This is a genomic window from Nocardia sp. NPDC005745, from assembly GCF_040630775.1.
Lineage (GTDB): Bacteria > Actinomycetota > Actinomycetes > Mycobacteriales > Mycobacteriaceae > Nocardia.
Map to the genome: position 1 here is coordinate 64622 of NZ_JBEXYF010000036.1, position 18178 is coordinate 82799.

The window sequence follows — 18178 nt, forward strand, 5'->3', positions numbered from 1 at the left end:
TGCCGGGAGTGTGGAGGGCGACCCGATGACCTACCCGTCCGGTTCCGGATTCGGCGGCCAAGGGGACTACGGGAAATCGGACCAGGCGCGGCCTGCGCCGGACTGGGGGAGCATGTCCCCGCCGAGCGCGTACCCGATGCAGGCATGGGAGACGCCGCCGCAACCGCCCGCGCCCCAGCGCCGAACCGGCGTGATCGTCGCGCTGGCGGTCGCCGTGGTCGCCGTGCTGGTGGCGGTCGGTATCGGCGTATCGGCGAATTCACACGTCCAGGGGCACGCGCAGGCCGCCGCGTCCGCCGAGGCGACCACCCGCGCGGGTGGGGTCACCAGCACGCGGCCCGCGGCTCCCGCCCCGGGCGGTACGCACCCTTCGTCGGGCAGGCTGAGCTACACCGAATTCGCGAAGGACTGGGACTTCCGATTCGATCGCGTCGAGTTGCACGCCGACTGGGTCGACGGCCGAGACCACGCCGACTGCCACCCCATCGAGGTGGCGGGCAAGCTCACGAGCCTCGGCTGCGGCTACGCGGCGGAGCTGGTGTACCGCGCCGAAGGCGGCGCGCTCATGCTCACCCAGTTCGTGCTCGGCATGGCCGACCGGAGCCGGGCCGCCGCGGCGAAGGATCGGTTCACCGACGCGGACCTCACCCTGCGTCCCGGCACCTACATCAAGGGCTACGCCACCGGCAAGTGGAAGGACGGCAGCGAAAAGGAGTTCGTGGTGGTGACGCTTGCGACGGCCACCGGCGCGGTCGACCCCGCGACCGTCGAGAAGTACCTGCGCTACCGGCACGCCGACACGATCGGCGCACTGGCCTTCCGGTAGCGCAGGTCGGCGGAATGCCGACGGCCGTCCCGCCTCGGGTCAGATCCCGCCGGTGGAGAGCAGTCCGCCGTCCACGCGCACCGTCTCGCCGGTGATCCAGTCCGCCTCGTCGGAGACCAGGAAGCCGATCAAGCGCGCTACGTCCTCCGGACTGCCCAGGCGCTTCATCGGGTACACGCTCGCGGCGCGCTCTTCATCCGACGAGTACAGGGCGTCGGCGAATTTCGTCTTGATCACGCCCGGCGCGACCGCGTTCACCCGGATCTTCGGCCCGAGCTGCCAGGCGAGTTCCCCGGTGAGATGGATCAGCGCGGACTTGGACGCGCCGTAGGCGGCGATCACACCGGTCGAGCGGATGCCCGCGACACTGGCCACGTTGACCACGGCGCCGCCGTGATCGCGCATCCACGCCCGGTACGCCTCCTGGATGTAGCCGAGCGCCGCGACCACGTTCACGTCGAAGATCTTGCGCACGGCGTCCAGGTCGGCCTCCATCAGCGAGCCATAGACCGGGTTGATGCCGGTGTTGTTGATCAGGACATCCAGCGAACCGAACTCCGTGACCGCGCGCTCGACCGCGGCCGTCCGATCCTCGGCGACGCCCGAGTTGCCCGCCAAGGCCACGACCTGGCCCTGGTGGCCCAGCTCGCGCAGCTCCGCGGCGGCCTCCTCCAGCGGCTCCTTCTTACGCGCGGTGATCAGCACGTTCGCGCCGCGGCCGAGCAGCTCCGCCGCGACCGCCTTGCCGATGCCCCGGCTGGCCCCCGTGACCAGAGCGCTCTTGCCCAACAGATCGGTACTCATGGCATCGCACGGTAGCGCAGCCGACCGCACGAGCCGTTACCGCCGTCACATGCGGGGTGCTGGTATGGGGGAGCACCCTGCGGCCCGGGTAAAATCGGTGGTTCTTGTGCGCGTCGGGTCGCACAATCGAGCACGCGCCCAGCCCCACGATCCGCAAGGAGAAGTTTGTGATCACCGCGACCGACCTGGAGGTCCGGGCCGGAGTCCGCACCCTGCTGTCCGCACCCGGACCGGCGCTACGGGTCCAGGCGGGCGACCGGATCGGGCTGGTCGGACGCAACGGCGCGGGCAAGACCACCACGCTGCGCATCCTGGCCGGCGAGGGCGAGCCGTACGCCGGGAAGATTCTTCGCTCCAGCGACGTCGGCTACCTGCCGCAGGACCCGCGCGAGGGCAACCTGGACGTGCTGGCCCGCGACCGGGTGCTGTCCGCGCGCGGCCTGGACACGCTGATCCGTGAGATGGAGAAGCAGCAGGCGCTGATGGCCGAGGTCGCCGACGACAAGGAACGCGAGAAGGCGGTCCGCAAGTACGGGCGGCTCGAGGAGCGCTTCTCGGCGCTCGGCGGCTACGTCGCCGAGAGCGAGGCGGCGCGCATCTGCCATAGCCTCGGTCTGCCCGACCGGGTGCTCGGTCAGTCGTTGCGCACCCTGTCCGGTGGGCAGCGGCGTCGAATCGAATTGGCGCGCATCCTGTTCGCCGCTTCCGACGGCAGCGGCGGGCGCTCGGACACCATCCTGCTGTTGGACGAGCCGACCAACCACCTCGACGCCGACTCGATCACCTGGCTGCGTGGCTTCCTGCAGAATCACGACGGTGGCCTGATCGTCATCAGTCACGACGTGGAACTGCTCGGCGACGTAGTGAACAAGGTGTGGTTCCTCGACGCGGTGCGCGGCGAGGCCGACGTCTACAACATGAGCTGGAAGAAGTACCTGGACGCACGCGCCACCGACGAGCAGCGCAGGCGCCGCGAACGCGCGAACGCCGAGAAGAAGGCGAGCGCGCTGCGCGCTCAGGCAGCCAAGCTCGGCGCCAAGGCCACGAAAGCGACTGCGGCGCAGAATATGGCCAAGCGCGCCGATCGCCTGCTGGCCGAACTCGACGACGTACGCGTCGCCGACAAGGTCGCCCGGATCAAGTTCCCCGAGCCCGCGGCGTGTGGCAAGACGCCGCTGATGGCCGAGAACCTGACCAAGGTCTACGGCTCGCTGGAGATCTTCACCGGCGTCGACCTGGCGATCGACCGCGGCAGCCGGGTGGTGGTCCTCGGGCTCAACGGCGCGGGTAAGACGACGCTGCTGCGTATGCTGGCCGGAGTCGAGCAGCCCACGGCGGGCGGTTTGGTGCCGGGGCACGGACTGAAGATCGGATATTTCGCCCAGGAGCACGACACCCTGGACGACAACGCCACCGTGTGGGAGAACATCCGCCACGCCGCCCCCGACGCGGGCGAGCAGGATCTGCGTGGCCTGCTCGGCGCGTTCATGTTCTCCGGTCCGCAGCTCGACCAGCCCGCGGGCACCCTCTCGGGCGGTGAGAAGACCCGTCTCGCGCTGGCCGGTCTGGTCTCCTCTGCGGCGAACGTGCTGCTGCTGGACGAGCCGACGAACAACCTCGACCCGGTATCGCGCGAGCAGGTGCTCGACGCGCTGCGCACCTACGCGGGTGCTGTGGTGCTGGTGACCCACGACCCGGGCGCAGCGGAGGCGTTGTCTCCGGAACGCGTGATCCTGCTCCCGGACGGGACAGAAGACCATTGGTCGGCCGAATATCTGGAACTTATTCAGCTCGCGTGAGTTTCATCACAGGAACCCGTTGATCATGGCCTCCTGAGTGCTTAGCCTGGAAAGACGCTGCTCGGCGACTCGGAGGAAGCCATGAGCGACAGGCCACAAAGCAAGGCCACATTGGGTAAGGGCACACGCGTCACCGGGAAGTCCCGCGATCGCCTACAAACCCAGCTGAAGAAACAATACGAGGCGGGTGCGAGCATCCGGTCACTGGCGCGGTCCACCGGCCGCTCCTACGGCTTCATCCACAATGTGCTGGTGGAGTCGCATGTGCAGCTCCGCAGCCGGGGCGGAGCCAATCGCCGCAAGCGCCAATAGCGCCGTAACGGCGCGAGGGATTCGCGCCGCGAGGGCCGTCCGCACGTGGGACACGTTGCCGACGGAAGCAACCGCGCGGTGCGAAACCCCGCTGCCGCGGACCCTGGTCGGCTTGCCCGGCCACGGATCAGACGCGCTCGGAGCACTCGACCGGATCGACGTCGACGCCACGGAACCGGATGCTTGTCTCGCCGAGCTCTTCGGCGGCGTCGATACCGGATCGTCGGTTCGCCCGGTGACGGCCTTTCGGCCGATATCGGTCGCAGGCGCAACACAATCCGGCGCCGAGGTGATGCTGGTCGAGCCGGTGTCGTAGTACCGGCCCGCCATGGCTGGTGACCCGCTGGACCGGCGCGGGCCTGTGCGAGTGCCCGCGTCCGGCGCGGAGGACGAACTCAGTAGCCTGCCACCATGCCGTCGCCGTCCACCAGCAGGTTGGCCAGGCTGCGGAAGATCGGCAGACCGGTCTTGATCTCCAGGTAGGCGAACTGGCCCTGCGGGTTGACCTCGAGGAAGTAGTACTCGCCGTCGCGGCCGAGCCGAATGTCGAGCACACCGAAGGACAATCCGAGCGCGCCCATCAGCGTGGCCAGTGACTTGCTCACCGAGGCGGGCAGGTGGTCGGGCACGAAATCGACCGACGTGTCCAGCCGGGAGTCGACCTTGCCGACGCCCGCCTGCGAGTCGATGCGCACCGTCCATTCGACGCCGTCCACCCAGACCACCCGCAGATCGCAGGTGGCGTCGATGTAGTCCTGGAAGGTGGTCGGCGCCGAACGGATCGCGTCCAGCCTGGCGAAATCGTCCTCGGAGATGATCCTGGTCTCGGCGAACTCCGCCCGACTGGTGCCGGTGCGTTTGTAAACAACCGGGCCGGGCCGTGATTCGACGAAGCTGCGCGCCTCGTCCGGATCGTTGGTGATCAGCGTTTCCGGCACCGCGAACCCGGCCCGCAGCGCCGTTTCCAGTTGCACGATCTTGCGTCCCGCGGTCCGGTCGGCCCCCGGGTCGTTGACCCAGTAGGCGGGGATGGACCAGAGCAGTCCCTGGATGAACCCGTCGCACTCGGCCTGGCGAAAATCGTTGTCCGAGGCGCGGACACCCGCGGGCACCCGCGTGGGGTGCGGGCGCCGCCACCACACCGACCGGACGTCGTCGAGGCCGATGACGTGCGACAGCGAGCGTGCGGTGCCGAGCCGGTCCAGCCGGAAGCTGCCGGACTCGCGGGGGAAATCACGCAGGTCGAGGTGGATCGGGCCGAGCCCGTAGTGGTCTCGCAGCGTCGCCGCCATCGCGGTGGCGTGTAGATCATCGGATTCGGACACGATCAGGACCGAACCGCGCCGGCGTGCGGCCATCCGCCTGCCGCTCAGTCGAGACTGTCGCAGTTGATGCCGTCGTCGCTGCCGTTGATCGATTTGGTCTGGCAGTAGGTGAACGTCGCCCCGCCCGAGCCCGGGCAGTCCACGAGTTGCAGCCGGTCGGCCCAGGTTTCGGTGAGCTGACGCAGCTGCTCGTCACCGAGCGCCTCCGACGGCGACTCTGGAATGGTCATCGGCCGATCGACCAGGTCGATGCGCAGCCTACGGGTGAAATCGGCGGTGGCGCCCGCGCGGATGTCGACCAGTACCGGACGGCCGTCCTGATCGGTCCGGGGTGCCGCGGAATCGACCACGCGCAGGACATCGGACCGACTGAACGTCCACGTTCCGTCGGCGACGCGCACGCTGATCTGCCGGTCCGATTCCGCGACCAGCAAACCCTGGAGCGGAGGAACACGGTCATCCTTCGGCGTCGTCCCGGGAAGGTGGATTGCGTCGGTCATAGCCGGTTCTCCGATCTGCTCACGATTTGCCACGACCCCCAAGCGTGTGAGCGATCATATCGCGCTGAGGGGCGCTATCGGCTGGTATCGCGAGATTTCCCGGCCTGTGACAAACCGAATTCCGATCCATAACGGCCGAGTGCCGAAAGTTTTCCGGTAGGCTGGAAATACTTACAGCGCAACCATGGCGCTGTTCTTCCGTGCCGCACGGCCGGTGTCCATAGCCCGATGGTGGCGGCTGTGCATTTGTACTTTCGCGCCCCTGGCCCGGCCTGGTGCGACCGCTTCGTGAGCGATTCACGCGAATCCGCTCGCGCGCAGTCGGATCCGGGGACCCTGCCCGCTATCGGTCCCGATTCGCGTTGCGCTCCGCCCACCAGGCGGGCGCGTCGATGAAGTGGTTGTCGAACTCGTCTTGGGCGGCAGCGAGATCGGTCATCGTGGACTCGCCCGCGGCGATCCGTTCCAGTAGCCGGAAGTACTCGAAACGCTGCACGCCGGGGGTGAGCGCGATCAGGATCCGCGCCGTGCTGTCCGGTGTGGCGCCGAAGGCGTGCGGCATGAATTTCGGGACCACGATGGAACCGCCCGCGCCGACGGTGACGATGCGGTCGCCGGCCAGCAGTTGCAGTTCGCCCTCGGCGACGTAGAACAACTCGTCGGAACGCGTGTGATAGTGCGGCGCCGCGCCGTCCGCGCCGCGATCCAAGTTCACCTCGAGCGTGCTCACCCCGCCGCCTGCCTCCTCGGCGTCGATCAGCAGGCGCAAAGTGACCGACGTGGTGCGCAGGACTTCCGCGTCCTGCGGCTGCCGGATCGCGACGTCCTTGCGGGGGGCGGGGATGGTCATCGAAGTCTCCAACTGGTTCGGTGATTGATAATTCGCTACAGAACTATATCCTGTCGAATAAGATCTTGTCCATGACCGAGCGAAGAACGGACGCCGTGGACGCCATCGTGGCGCAGTGGGAGCGCGAACGACCGGACCTCGATCTCGAGGCGATGGGCGTGGTGGGACGCCTGGGCAGGCTGCTGGTGGTGGCCCAGCGTGAGATCGAGGCGGTGTTCGGCAAGCACGGACTGCAGCGCGGCGAGTTCGATGTGCTTGCCGCGCTGCGTCGTTCGGGCGAGCCGTTCGAACTCAACCCGTCGGTGCTCGCCGACACGCTGATGCTGTCTCGGGCGGGTATGACCGGACGGCTGGACCGGCTGGAATCGGCGGGGCTGGTACGGCGCGTCGCCGACGCCCAGGACCGCAGGGCAGTGCGCGTGGCCCTCACCGCGGCGGGGCGGGAACTGGTCGACACGGTGGTCACCGAGCACACCGCGAACGAGACCAGGATGCTGTCGGTACTCACCGCGGGAGAACGGACAGAACTGGACCGCATCGCGCGAATCCTGCTGACCAGTATGGAACCGGACGCGTAGTCGCGGTAGCTCGCGCACCCCTTGATCTGCCGAATCGCGCTCTACATGGGAAAACTCGGGCTGTGATGAGGTAGCCCGATACTCGTGTCCGCGGGGCGCCGCGGGTCTACCTTGAGATTCCGTACCGAAGGGGTCGGTGCGGTTGTGCAAGGAGGACACGATGATCGACATCATCACTCTCCGCGGCACCGGCGAGCCGCGCAACTCCGACGGAACGCCCGCGGGCATGCTGCACGACGTCACGAAACTACTCGACACCGGGAAGTTCAGCTGCTTCGAACCGGATTGGCCCGCGTCGGTGGGTCCGGTGCCCGAGGCGTGGGGTCCTTCGCTGGAGACGTCGGTGCGGCTCGGCGTCGCCGCCGGGGTGAAGGCGATCCAGGACTCGCCGAATGTCTGCGGCCTGCTGAGTTATTCGCTCGGCGGTATCTGCGCCAGCCGGATCCTGGAGGGCGTGCAGGCGGGGAAGTACGAGAACACGAACGGCACGCCGCTGGAGATCGCTTTCGTGGTGAACATCGCCAACCCGCTGCGCCGCGCGGGGCAGTCGGTCGGGAATCTCTGCCCCGCGAACACATTCGGCCTGCACGGGCAGCGTGGCGCGTGGCCCGCCTCCGTCGCGGTCCGCGAGTACGCCAACCCCGGCGACATCATCACCGCGTCACCGGGCAATTCGCCGTTGCGCGTAATCGACGTGGGCATCTCGCCGTTCTCCTTCGTGGAGGGCGCCCGCATCGGCGACGTCGCGCCGCTGATCTTCGCCGAACTGCTCGAGATCCTGCTGCACGACCCGATCGGTAACCTCGACCGCTACACCGCGGCGGTCCGCGGCGTCGTCGGCTACCTCACCCCGTGGCCCTACGGCCAGCACGTCCTCTACAACAACCAGCACATGCCCGGGACGAACGTACCGTGGACCACGCACGCCGCCGAGTACATCAATACGACGTACTGAGCCCTTGTCACGAGCGCGGACGGTCCCATCTGTCCGCGCTCGTCGTACCGGCCTGAAGACCCGGAGAGGCCGGGGAGCGGACCGACGCCTCGACGAGATCCAGGACGGCGGAGAGGTTCTCGTTGGTGTGCCCGGAGGCGATCCGGGCGATCAGCCCGTCGAGGACCAGATCGAGGTAGCCGAGCAGGACGTCGGTGGGCACGTCGTCGCGCAGCGCGCCCGCGGCCTTGCGGCGTTCCAGGCGGGCCAGGGTGGCGGCGGTGAGCTCGGCCGAACGCTGGGTCCAGCCCGCGCGGAATTCGGGATCGGTGCGCAGCCGCCGCGCGATCTCCAACCGCGTTCCGAGCCAGTTGAACTGCTCGGGATGGGCGAGCATGTCGCGCATCACCTGAACGATGCCCTGGTTGGCCGCGACGTCGGCCATGCGTTCGGCGTCCTCTTGGGCGAGAGCGAGAAACAGGGCGTCCTTGTCGCGGAAGTGGTGGAAGATGGCGCCCCTGGATAGCCCGATCTCCTCCTCGAGGCGGCGCACGGTGGCGCCGTCGTAGCCGTATTCGGCGAAGCAGCGGCGTGCTCCGTCGAGAATCTGGCCGCGCCGGGCGGCGAGGTGATCGTCACTGACCTTGGGCATGGGATCCTCCAGCGGGGGATACACGGAACCCCGCGTCGGCGGTGCACCGACGCGGGGGTTCTCACAGTACGAGCGAGGCGAGTAGTGACCCGAACGGCCATGGCGGCAGGCCGGGAGCACTGACAGCCCGGTGCTCGCGGACCCGCCGCCACTTGCGCTGACGCAACTCCGCGGGGAGCGAGTCTTACGAGCGATGTTCGCGCCCGTCTCGTGTTTGCGTGCCCGAAGCGCATGCGCCGCAGGCGCGAGTCTCGGGCGCGCAAACACGAGACTTCAGGGGCGCGAACACGCGCCGCCGAAGGTGGCGCAATCAAGCACGGATCATGTTGCGCAGCACGTACTGCAGGATGCCACCGTTGCGGTAGTAGTCCGCCTCACCGGGGGTGTCGATCCGCACCACCGCGTCGAAGGTGATCTTGTCACCGTTCTCCTTGGTGGCGGTGACCTTCAGGGTCTTCGGGGTGACACCCTCGTTCAGCTGGGTGATGCCCTCGATGTCGAAGGTCTCGGTGCCGTCCAGCTTCAGCGACGCGGCCGACTCGCCCGCGGGGAACTGCAGCGGGATGACGCCCATGCCGATCAGGTTGGAGCGGTGGATGCGCTCGAACGACTCGGTGATGACGGCCTTCACGCCCAGCAGGCTGGTGCCCTTGGCGGCCCAGTCACGCGAGGAGCCCGAACCGTACTCCTTGCCGCCGAGCACGACCAGCGGAATGCCCGCGGCCTGGTAGTTCTGCGACGCGTCGTAGATGAACGCCTGCGGGCCGCCGTCCTGAGTGAAGTCGCGGGTGTAACCGCCCGAGACGTCGTCGAGCAGCTGGTTGCGCAGCCGGATGTTGGCGAAGGTGCCGCGGATCATCACCTCGTGGTTACCGCGGCGCGAGCCGTAGGAGTTGTAGTCCTTGCGCTCGACGCCGTTGGCCTCCAGGTACTGGGCGGCCGGGGTGCCGGGCTTGATGTTGCCCGCCGGGGAGATGTGGTCGGTGGTGACCGAGTCGCCGAGCAGTGCGAGCACCCGGGCGCCCTTGATGTCGGTGACCGGCTGCGGGGTCTGCGGCATGCCCTCGAAGTACGGAGGCTTGCGCACGTAGGTCGACTCGGCGTCCCACTCGAAGGTCTTGCCCTCCGGCGTGGGCAGGCCGCGCCAGCGCTCGTCGCCCCGGAACACGTCCTTGTAGTCCTCGAGGAACATGTCGCGGCTGATGACCCGGTCGATGGTGTCCTGGATCTCCTGCGGCGCGGGCCAGATGTCCTTCAGGAAGACATCGTTGCCCTCGGTGTCCTTGCCCAGCGGGTCGTTCTCGAAGTCGAAGTCCATGGTTCCCGCGAGCGCGTAGGCGATGACCAGCGGCGGGGAGGCCAGGTAGTTCATCTTCACGTCGGGGGAGATGCGGCCTTCGAAGTTGCGGTTACCCGACAGCACCGCGGTGACGGTGAGGTCGTTGTCGTTGACCGCCTTGGAGATCTCCTCCGGCAGCGGGCCGGTGTTGCCGATGCAGGTGGCGCAACCGAAGGCGACCAGGTTGAAGCCCAGCTTGTCCAGGTACGGCCACAGGCCGGCCTTCTCGTAGTAGCCGTTGACGACCTGCGAACCCGGCGCCATGGAGGTCTTCACCCACGGCTTGCGGGCCAGGCCCTTCTCGACCGCGTTGCGGGCCAGCAGGGCCGCGCCGATCATGACCGACGGGTTGGAGGTGTTGGTGCAGGAGGTGATCGAGGCGACCACGACCGCGCCGTGGTCGAGCACGAAGTCGCCGTACTCCTCGCTGCGCACCGTCACCGGCTTGGACGGACGGCCCTCTGCGCCGTTGGCGGCCGACGCCAGCGACTCGGCGCCGTCGTCGGCGAAGGACAGCACCGCCGGGTCGCTCGCGGGGAAGGACTCCTCGACGGCCTCGTCCAGCTTGCTGTGCGGGGTGTCGGCGGCGGGGCCGCTCTCCGCGTCGCTGGTGTAGTTGTGGATGTCCTTGCGGAACGCGATCTTCGACTCCGACAACAGGATCCGGTCCTGCGGCCGCTTCGGGCCCGCGATGGACGGCACCACGGTGCTCAGATCCAGTTCGAGGTACTCGGAGTAGGCGGGCTCGGTGTCGGGATCGTGCCAGAGGCCCTGCTCCTTGGCGTACGCCTCGACCAGCGCGACCTGCTCGTCGGAGCGTCCGGTCAGGCGCAGGTACTCGACGGTCACCTCGTCGATCGGGAAGATCGCTGCGGTGGAACCGAACTCGGGGCTCATGTTGCCGAGGGTGGCGCGGTTGGCCAGCGGCACCTCGGCCACACCCTTGCCGTAGAACTCGACGAACTTGCCGACCACGCCGTGCTTGCGCAGCATGTCGGTGACGGTGAGCACGACGTCGGTCGCGGTCACGCCGGGGTTGATCTCGCCGGTCAGCTTGAAGCCGACGACGCGCGGGATCAGCATCGAGACGGGCTGGCCGAGCATGGCCGCCTCGGCCTCGATGCCGCCGACGCCCCAGCCGAGCACGCCGAGGCCGTTGACCATGGTGGTGTGCGAGTCGGTGCCGACGCAGGTGTCGGGATAGGCCTGGCCGTTGCGGACCATGACGACGCGGGCCAGGTGCTCGATGTTGACCTGGTGCACGATGCCGGTGCTGGGCGGGACGACCTTGAAGTCGTCGAACGCGGTCTGGCCCCAGCGCAGGAACTGGTAGCGCTCACCGTTGCGCTGGTACTCGATGTCGACGTTGCGCTCGAAGGCGTCGGCGCGGCCGAATACGTCGATGATGACGGAGTGGTCGATGACCATCTCGGCGGGGGCGAGCGGGTTCACCTTGTCCGGGTCGCCGCCGAGGGTGGCGACGGCCTCGCGCATCGTGGCCAGGTCGACGATGCAGGGTACGCCGGTGAAGTCCTGCATGATGACGCGGGCGGGCGTGAACTGGATCTCGGTGTTCGGCTGCGCCGAGGGATCCCAGCTCGCGATGGCGCGAATGTGATCGGCGGTGATGTTGGCGCCGTCTTCGGTGCGGAGGAGATTCTCCGCGAGGATCTTGAGTGCGTAGGGGAGTTTCTCGGTGCCGGGCACGGCGGAGAGGCGGAAGATCTCGTAGGAGTTGCTTCCCACCTCGAGGGTGCCCTTGGCGCCGAAAGTATCGATACTTGTCGTCACGTCAGCTCCACTCGTCTGTGAGGGCGGCCGCCGACGGGGCTGTGCCGGCGGCCGAGTCTTCGGAGGTGCTCCGGTGCCGCTGGAGCGCCGGTTCCTCGCGCCTACGACCTTAACAGTACGCTTGTCCTGTGAAACACCAGGGGGCGGTTCCGCGTGCCGTGCGCGCGGAATGCGACACTCCGTCGCGTACTGTGCTTTCGAGCCAGCAAGGGGGATCTTGCTCGACCTGCAGTGTTGGATGCCCGTCGCTTCGGTTGCCGATGCGGCTCGACAGACCGGATGGAAGATGACCGCCCCGCACAACTCGGTTTTCACCCCTATGGCCGCCGAATTGCCGCCGAATGTCACCACCGACACCGTGCGCTCGCTCAACGCCGATCTGGCCGACGATCACGTCGCGACGCTGACCGGCAAGGACAAGGCGGAACTGGCCACCATCGCCGCGGAGGCGCGATCGCAGGGAATCCCGCTGAGTATCGTGGTCGTCCCCGGCAATCCAGGACACGACTCGAGCCTACGGGACCTGGCCACCGAGGTGGGCAAGACGCAGCACGGCACTGTCGTCGTTTTCAGCGACGACTGGATCGGCACCTACAGCGACGCGATAAGCCGGGTGCGGCTGGAATGGGCCGAGGACGCCGCGAAGGGCACCCAGGGCAAAAGCGGGGAGGCCGCGAGCATCTTCGTCGCCCGCCTGGAGACGCCGGAGTCGATGTCCTGGACCGCGATCACCGGGACGCTGCTGGTGGGGACGGCGGCGGCCATCGCAGGGCTGTACTGGCTCAAGGTCCGGCGCGCGACGAACGACGCCGAGCCGGTGCGCGTGACGAACGATCGGCGGGCACCGGAGGGCGAGTAAGCCCGAGGCTCGCCCGTTTCGGCTGCGGATGCCGCCGTTGCCCGCGGTCTCCCTCGCCTGATTCTTCGCTGGATGCGAAGGCTGTCGCAGGTGGGTCTAGGGGGATAAGCAGCGCTTCCAGTTTCCATTCAGCTAATTTTCCGAAGAGTTGGTTCGTTCTGTCTGAAAGAACCATCAGGCGCATATAGCAAACTTTTAGCAATCAAGAAACCGAACCGCATAGTTGCGTGAATGTTGTTTCGTCGGTGACGCAAGTGTCTTACGGTTCGAATGGTCCCTGATGGGGAATAAGTGTTCCCAGAGGCCATCCGTCGACCACAGTGCGTCATGGTCCGCCTGATGCCCTCGAGGATTACCGGAATCCGGTCCTTGGAGGTGTGATGCGCAACAACGGCGCGCTGACCTACCGGCGCCGATTAACGATCGCTGCGGGGTTGCTGATCTCGGTCGCTGTAGTGGTCACGGCCGGGCCGGTTGTCGCTGTGCCGCCTCCTCCGCCAAATCCCAGCGACGGTCAGATCGCGCAGGCGGGCGCACAGGTCGACGCGGGGGTCGCCGAGGTCGGCACCCTGGTCAACCAGGTCGCCGTGGTCGATCACCAGCTGGGTCAGCTCGACGACGCCGTCGCGCGGCGCCGCGAAGACGTCAACAAGGCGCTGGTGGACCTGCAGGACGCCCGCGACGCCGCCGACGCGGCCGCCGTCGTGGTGGTGGACACCCAAGCCGCCTTGGCCGACGCCGGGGCCAGGGTCGGCCAGGCGCGACGCAACTTCGACCAGTTCGCCACCCAGGTCTATACCCGGCCGGGCTCCGACTCGATGATCACCTACCTCGCGGCGGCCACGCCCGCGGTCGCGCTGGACCGGGCCCAGCTCCTCGACCTCGTCTCCAAGAACCGCCGGCAGGTGCTGGACGGCTTGCGCCGGGCACAGATCGATCATGGCAACAAGAACTCGAGCGCCCGGCGGGCGAAGTCGGACGCCGACGCGGCCGCCGCCGTCGCCGCGGCGCGCAAGACCGACGCCGAGCACGCGGTCGCCGCGGCCAAGGCCGAACTCGACCGCCAGACCGCCCAGCGCGACGACCTGCTGCGGCAGCGCCAGGACGCCCAGGGCCGGCTGGATCAGGCGCGTCACAACGTCGCGGGGCTACAGGACCAGCGCGAGGCGTACCTGGCCTGGGACGCACTGCGCAAAGCGGAGGAGGCCGCGGTCCGCGCGGCCGCAGCGGCGGCCGCCGCCCGCGCGGCCGCCGACCGGGCGGCCCAGGATCGCGCCGCCGAACTGGGCGCGGGCAAGCGCCCGCACACCCAGTTGGAGGATTCGCCACCGGCGCGGCGCAGCGCGCCCCGGCCGGACGCGCCGTCGGTCGGGGGTTCGTCGGCGATCGAGATCGTGGTCGATCGGGCCATGTCCCAGCTGGGCGTCACCTACGCCTGGGGCGGCGGCGACGAGGACGGGCCCACGCTCGGCATCCGCGACGGCGGTGTGGCCGACCGCCACGGTGACTACGACAAGGTGGGCTTCGACTGCTCCGGGTTGATGGTCTACGCGTTCGCGGGCATCGGGGTCTCGCTGCCGCACTACAGCGGCTACCAGTACAACGCGGGCACCCGGGTGCCGGTCGATGACCGCGAACGCGGCGACATGCTGTTCTGGGGGCCGAACGGCAGTCAGCACGTGGCGCTGTATCTGGGCGACGGGAAGATGGTGGAGGCGCCGGAATCCGGCGACGTGGTCAAGGTGTCCCCGGTCCGGGAGGGCGGCATCATGCCGTTCGCGGTGCGCATCGTCTCCTGATATCGGACATTCCGGGTACTGTGCGTGGCCGCGGGGCCGCCGAATTCCCATTCTGTCGGGTCCGGTTGCGGCACAGGCGGTGATTACCTGGAATAGTTGTGGCAGCACGCACAGGACCAAGGCGAAAGCGGGGATGTTGGTGACTTCGACGGACGGTGTGAGCGGAGTGAACTCGGCGAAGGACACGCCGGCTTCCACGCCCAGCACCCTCGAGCGTGACGTCCAGACCCTGGAGAAGGCGATCTACGAGGTCAAGCGGGTGATCGTGGGCCAGGACCGCCTGGTCGAACGACTGCTCGTCGGTGTGCTCGCGCGCGGTCACGTCCTGCTCGAAGGCGTTCCCGGCATCGCGAAGACCCTCGCCGTGGAGACCTTCGCCAAGGTGGTGGGCGGTTCGTTCGCCCGGGTGCAGTTCACGCCCGACCTGGTGCCAACCGATCTCATCGGTACCCGCATCTACCGGCAGGGCCGTGAGCAGTTCGACACCGAACTCGGCCCGGTCGTCGCGAACTTCGTGCTCGCCGACGAGATCAACCGCGCGCCGGCCAAGGTGCAGTCGGCGCTGCTCGAGGTGATGGCCGAGCGGCACGTGTCGATCGGCGGCAAGACCTACCCGATGCCGGACCCGTTCCTGGTCATGGCGACGCAGAACCCGATCGAGAGCGAGGGCGTGTACCCACTGCCCGAGGCGCAGCGCGACCGCTTCCTGTTCAAGGTCGTCGTCGACTACCCCTCGGTGGAGGAGGAGCGCGAGATCATCTACCGGATGGGCGTCACCCCGCCGGAGGCGAGCCGCATCCTGGCGCCGGAGGAGCTGATCCGCCTGCAGAAGGTCGCGGCCAATACCTTCGTGCACCACGCTCTGGTCGACTACGTGGTCCGGGTGATCGCGGCGACCCGCAAACCGGCCGAATTCGGCATGCAGGACGTGGCCAGCTGGATCTCCTACGGCGCCTCCCCGCGCGCCAGCCTCGGCATCATCGCCGCGGCGCGTGCGGTGGCGCTGATCCGCGGCCGCGATTACGTGGTGCCGCAGGACGTCGTCGAGGTGATCCCGGACGTGCTGCGCCATCGCCTGGTGCTGTCCTACGACGCGCTCGCCGACGAGATCAGCCCGGAGGACGTCATCAAGCGCGTTCTGCAGACGGTCGGCCTGCCGCAGGTCGCCCCGCAGGCCGTCGCGCCGGGCGCGCAGGCCGCCCCGGCGCAGGGCGCCCCGCAGCAGCAGATTCCGCAGCCGCAGCAGGCCGTTCCCCAGCCGCCCAACGGGCAGCAGTCGCAGCCCGCGGGCACCCTCCCGCCGAAGTGACCTCGGCATCGGATCCGGTTGCGCCAGTGCCGATGTCGCCGTCCCACGCACCTCCGTCCTTCCACGCGGGTGAGCTGACCGACCCGAGGCTCACGGTCGCGCTCAAGACCCTCGAACTCACCGTGCGCCGCAGGCTCGACGGCGTACTGCACGGCGATCACCTCGGTCTGATCCCCGGACCCGGCTCCGAGCCGGGCGAGGCGCGCGCCTATCAGCCCGGTGACGACGTGCGCCAGATGGATTGGTCGGTCACCGCCCGCACCACCCATCCGCACGTGCGGCAGATGATCGCCGACCGGGAACTGGAGACCTGGATGGTGGTCGATCTGTCGGCCAGCCTCGACTTCGGCACCGCCGCCTGCCAGAAGCGTGACCTCGCCATCGCCGCCGCGGCCGCGATCACCCATCTGACCAGTGGTGGCGGCAACCGGATCGGCGCGGTCGTCGCCACCGGCGAACGGTTGACCCGCATCCCGGCGCGCGGCGGGCGGGTGCACGCCCAGTCACTGCTGCGCAGCATCGCGACCACCCCGCACGCGCGCGACGGTGTGCGCGGCGACCTGCGCGGCGGCATCGAATCGCTGCGCCGCCCGCAGCGCAAGCGCGGGCTCGCGGTGATCATCAGCGATTTCCTGGGCGACATCGATTGGCAGCGCTCGCTGCGCGCGATCTCGGCCAGGCACGATCTGCTCGCGGTCGAGGTGCTCGACCCGCGTGACCTTTCGCTGCCCGATATGGGCGATGTCGTGCTGCACGACCCGGAGACCGGGCGCACCCGCGAGTTCAGCGTGACCTCCACGCTGCGCGCCGATTTCGCGGCTGCCGCGCAGCGCCACCGTGAGCAGGTCGAACAGGCGCTGCGCAGCTGTGGCGCCCCGGTGCTCACCCTGCGAACCGACCGGGACTGGATCGCCGATGTGGTCCGGTTCGTGTCCACCCGGCGCCACAGCTTCGGCGCCCCGACCGGGCGGGTGCCACGTCAGTGAGTATTTCGCATTTCACCGCACAGATCTGGCTCGGATTTCTCGCCGTCATCGCGCTGATCGCGCTGGGCTACGTCCTGGTGCAGCGCACCCGGCGCAAGCACATGTTGAAGTTCACCAACATGGAGCTGCTGGAGAAGGTCGCTCCTTCGCGGCCGAGCCCGTTCCGCCACGTGGCCGTAGCGCTGTTGCTCGTCGGCCTGGTCTTCCTCACCGTCGCCGCCGCGGGACCGACCGCGGTCAAGAAGGTGCCGCGCAACCGCGCGACCGTCATGCTCGTGATGGACGTGTCGCTGTCGATGGAGGCGACCGACGTCGCCCCCAGCCGCATCCAGGTCGCCAAGCAGGCGGGCAAGGAGTTCGTCGACGGGTTGCCCGAGGGCGTGAACATCGGCTTCGTCACCTTCGCGGGCACCGCCTCGGTGATGGTCTCGCCGACGACCAACCACGAATCGGTCAAGGCCGCGATCGACAATGTCCGCCTCGCCGAGCGCACCGCCACCGGCGAAGGAATCCACACCGCGCTGCAGGCGATCCAGACGCTCGCCACGGTGCTCGGCGGCGGCCAGCAGCCGCCGCCAGCCCGGATCGTGCTCATGTCGGACGGTAAACAAACCGTTCCCAATTTCACCGACTTCGACAACCCGCGGCACGAGTACGTCGCGGCACGGCTCGCCAAGAGCAAGAACATTCCGATCTCCACCATCTCCTTCGGCACCGCCTGGGGTGTCGTCGAGATTCCGCGCGAGGACGGTTCGCGCGATCGCGTGGAAGTCAAGGTGGACGACGACGCGATGCGGGAGATCGCGCGTTTGAGTGGTGGAGAGTTCTACACGGCGGCTTCCTTGGACGAGTTGACGAAGGTGTACAACACGCTCGAGGAGCAGATCGGATTCGAGCTGACTCGGGGCGATGCGAGTCGGCCCTGGCTGTTGCTCGGCCTCTTGCTCATCGCGACGGGAATCATCACAGGTCTGCTGTATCGGCAACGGCTTCCGTAATCGGAGCGGCGGAAAGACGTTGTCCGCCAAGCGAAGCTTCGGTACGCTCAGGCTCGTATCAGTCCGGGGAGGGAGTTTCGATGCGTACTGTAATCGCGTCTGCGGCAGCCATTTTCACTGCGATGTTTCTCGTGGGGGCACCCGAAGCGGCCGCCGCGCCGTCGTGTCCGAACGGGAGCGTCTGTATGTGGACGGGGGCGAACTACACCGGCCGGATGCTCGAGTGGATTCCGGTGGTCGACTCGACCTCGTGTGTATTGACCTACCCGAAGGGCGGCGCCGCCCGTTCGGTGGTCAATCGCAGCGGTCAGTCGCTGACCTTCTGGGAAAGTTCGAACTGCAACGGCCGCCACACGAACGGCGCCACGTCGTTTTCCGATCTCGGATTCGACGCCTACTCGGTGCACTGGTGCAGGCAGTGCTGATTCGGTGATCGACCGAGGCCACGATCGGGCCGTGGGGGGGGGGGTGGGCTCGACACAACACCGCTGCCCTCCGCAAAATCTCTAAAACCACA

General features: G+C 68.1%; 17 protein-coding genes. 11 read left to right on the plus strand and 6 right to left on the minus strand.

Annotated elements, in window-relative coordinates; translation table 11 throughout:
- The first annotated feature begins 25 nt into the window (after positions 1–25).
- A complete protein-coding gene (locus tag ABZ420_RS29380) occupies positions 26–826 on the plus strand; it encodes a hypothetical protein (RefSeq protein WP_357129361.1) in 801 nt (266 codons plus the stop codon).
- A 39-nt stretch (positions 827–865) separates the two neighbouring features.
- Here the strand turns inward: ABZ420_RS29380 and ABZ420_RS29385 are convergent, their stop codons facing one another.
- Complete coding sequence (locus ABZ420_RS29385) at positions 866–1630, minus strand: SDR family oxidoreductase (RefSeq protein WP_357129364.1); 765 nt, start codon at positions 1628–1630, stop codon at positions 866–868.
- Positions 1631–1797: 167 nt separating this feature from the next.
- On the opposite strand from ABZ420_RS29385, the gene ABZ420_RS29390 reads away from it, so the two are divergent.
- The gene (locus ABZ420_RS29390) at positions 1798–3429 is read left to right on the plus strand and encodes an ABC-F family ATP-binding cassette domain-containing protein (RefSeq protein ID WP_357129367.1); all 1632 of its coding nucleotides are present in this window, start codon (positions 1798–1800) and stop codon (positions 3427–3429) included.
- A gap of 81 nt (positions 3430–3510) precedes the next feature.
- On the plus strand, positions 3511–3741 hold the full coding sequence (locus tag ABZ420_RS29395) for a helix-turn-helix domain-containing protein (protein WP_357129370.1): 231 nt from the start codon (positions 3511–3513) through the stop codon (positions 3739–3741).
- Between the two features lie 395 nt (positions 3742–4136).
- Here ABZ420_RS29395 and ABZ420_RS29400 read toward each other — a convergent pair whose 3' ends face one another.
- From ABZ420_RS29400 to ABZ420_RS29410, 3 genes are all read right to left on the minus strand, one after another.
- Complete coding sequence (locus ABZ420_RS29400; protein ID WP_357129373.1) at positions 4137–5066, minus strand: hypothetical protein; 930 nt, start codon at positions 5064–5066, stop codon at positions 4137–4139.
- 44 nt (positions 5067–5110) lie between these two features.
- A complete protein-coding gene (locus ABZ420_RS29405; protein WP_357129376.1) occupies positions 5111–5566 on the minus strand; it encodes a hypothetical protein in 456 nt (151 codons plus the stop codon).
- Positions 5567–5909: 343 nt separating this feature from the next.
- The gene (locus ABZ420_RS29410; protein ID WP_357129379.1) at positions 5910–6416 is read right to left on the minus strand and encodes a cupin domain-containing protein; all 507 of its coding nucleotides are present in this window, start codon (positions 6414–6416) and stop codon (positions 5910–5912) included.
- Positions 6417–6487: 71 nt separating this feature from the next.
- Between ABZ420_RS29410 and ABZ420_RS29415 the strand changes: the two genes are divergently transcribed.
- Positions 6488–6994 carry a MarR family transcriptional regulator gene (locus ABZ420_RS29415; protein WP_174371832.1) on the plus strand — a complete coding sequence of 169 codons (507 nt, stop codon included), beginning with the start codon at positions 6488–6490 and terminating at the stop codon, positions 6992–6994.
- A gap of 160 nt (positions 6995–7154) precedes the next feature.
- On the plus strand, positions 7155–7949 hold the full coding sequence (locus tag ABZ420_RS29420; RefSeq protein WP_357129383.1) for a hypothetical protein: 795 nt from the start codon (positions 7155–7157) through the stop codon (positions 7947–7949).
- A gap of 7 nt (positions 7950–7956) precedes the next feature.
- Here the strand turns inward: ABZ420_RS29420 and ABZ420_RS29425 are convergent, their stop codons facing one another.
- Together ABZ420_RS29425 and ABZ420_RS29430 are read right to left on the minus strand one after the other, a co-directional pair.
- Entirely contained in the window at positions 7957–8580 is a 624-nt protein-coding gene (locus ABZ420_RS29425; protein WP_357129386.1) for a helix-turn-helix domain-containing protein, read from the minus strand.
- Positions 8581–8890: 310 nt separating this feature from the next.
- Complete coding sequence (locus ABZ420_RS29430) at positions 8891–11710, minus strand: aconitate hydratase (RefSeq protein WP_357129389.1); 2820 nt, start codon at positions 11708–11710, stop codon at positions 8891–8893.
- 286 nt (positions 11711–11996) lie between these two features.
- Between ABZ420_RS29430 and ABZ420_RS29435 the strand changes: the two genes are divergently transcribed.
- From ABZ420_RS29435 to ABZ420_RS29460, 6 genes are all read left to right on the plus strand, one after another.
- Positions 11997–12569 (plus strand): DUF6676 family protein, encoded by a 573-nt coding sequence (locus tag ABZ420_RS29435; RefSeq protein WP_357129392.1) that lies wholly within the window; start codon positions 11997–11999, stop codon positions 12567–12569.
- 380 nt (positions 12570–12949) lie between these two features.
- Positions 12950–14368, plus strand: coding sequence for an NlpC/P60 family protein (locus ABZ420_RS29440; protein ID WP_357129394.1), 1419 nt, complete (start codon positions 12950–12952; stop codon positions 14366–14368).
- A 133-nt stretch (positions 14369–14501) separates the two neighbouring features.
- A complete protein-coding gene (locus ABZ420_RS29445; RefSeq protein ID WP_357129397.1) occupies positions 14502–15677 on the plus strand; it encodes a MoxR family ATPase in 1176 nt (391 codons plus the stop codon).
- A gap of 32 nt (positions 15678–15709) precedes the next feature.
- Positions 15710–16663: a DUF58 domain-containing protein gene (locus tag ABZ420_RS29450; protein ID WP_357129410.1), complete on the plus strand. Its 954-nt coding sequence runs from the start codon at positions 15710–15712 to the stop codon at positions 16661–16663.
- Positions 16660–17661: a VWA domain-containing protein gene (locus ABZ420_RS29455; protein ID WP_040867404.1), complete on the plus strand. Its 1002-nt coding sequence runs from the start codon at positions 16660–16662 to the stop codon at positions 17659–17661. Before ABZ420_RS29450 ends, ABZ420_RS29455 begins: the two co-directional genes overlap by 4 nt.
- A 122-nt stretch (positions 17662–17783) precedes the next feature.
- Positions 17784–18086, plus strand: coding sequence for a peptidase inhibitor family I36 protein (locus ABZ420_RS29460; protein ID WP_168434205.1), 303 nt, complete (start codon positions 17784–17786; stop codon positions 18084–18086).
- The last annotated feature ends 92 nt before the right edge of the window (positions 18087–18178 follow it).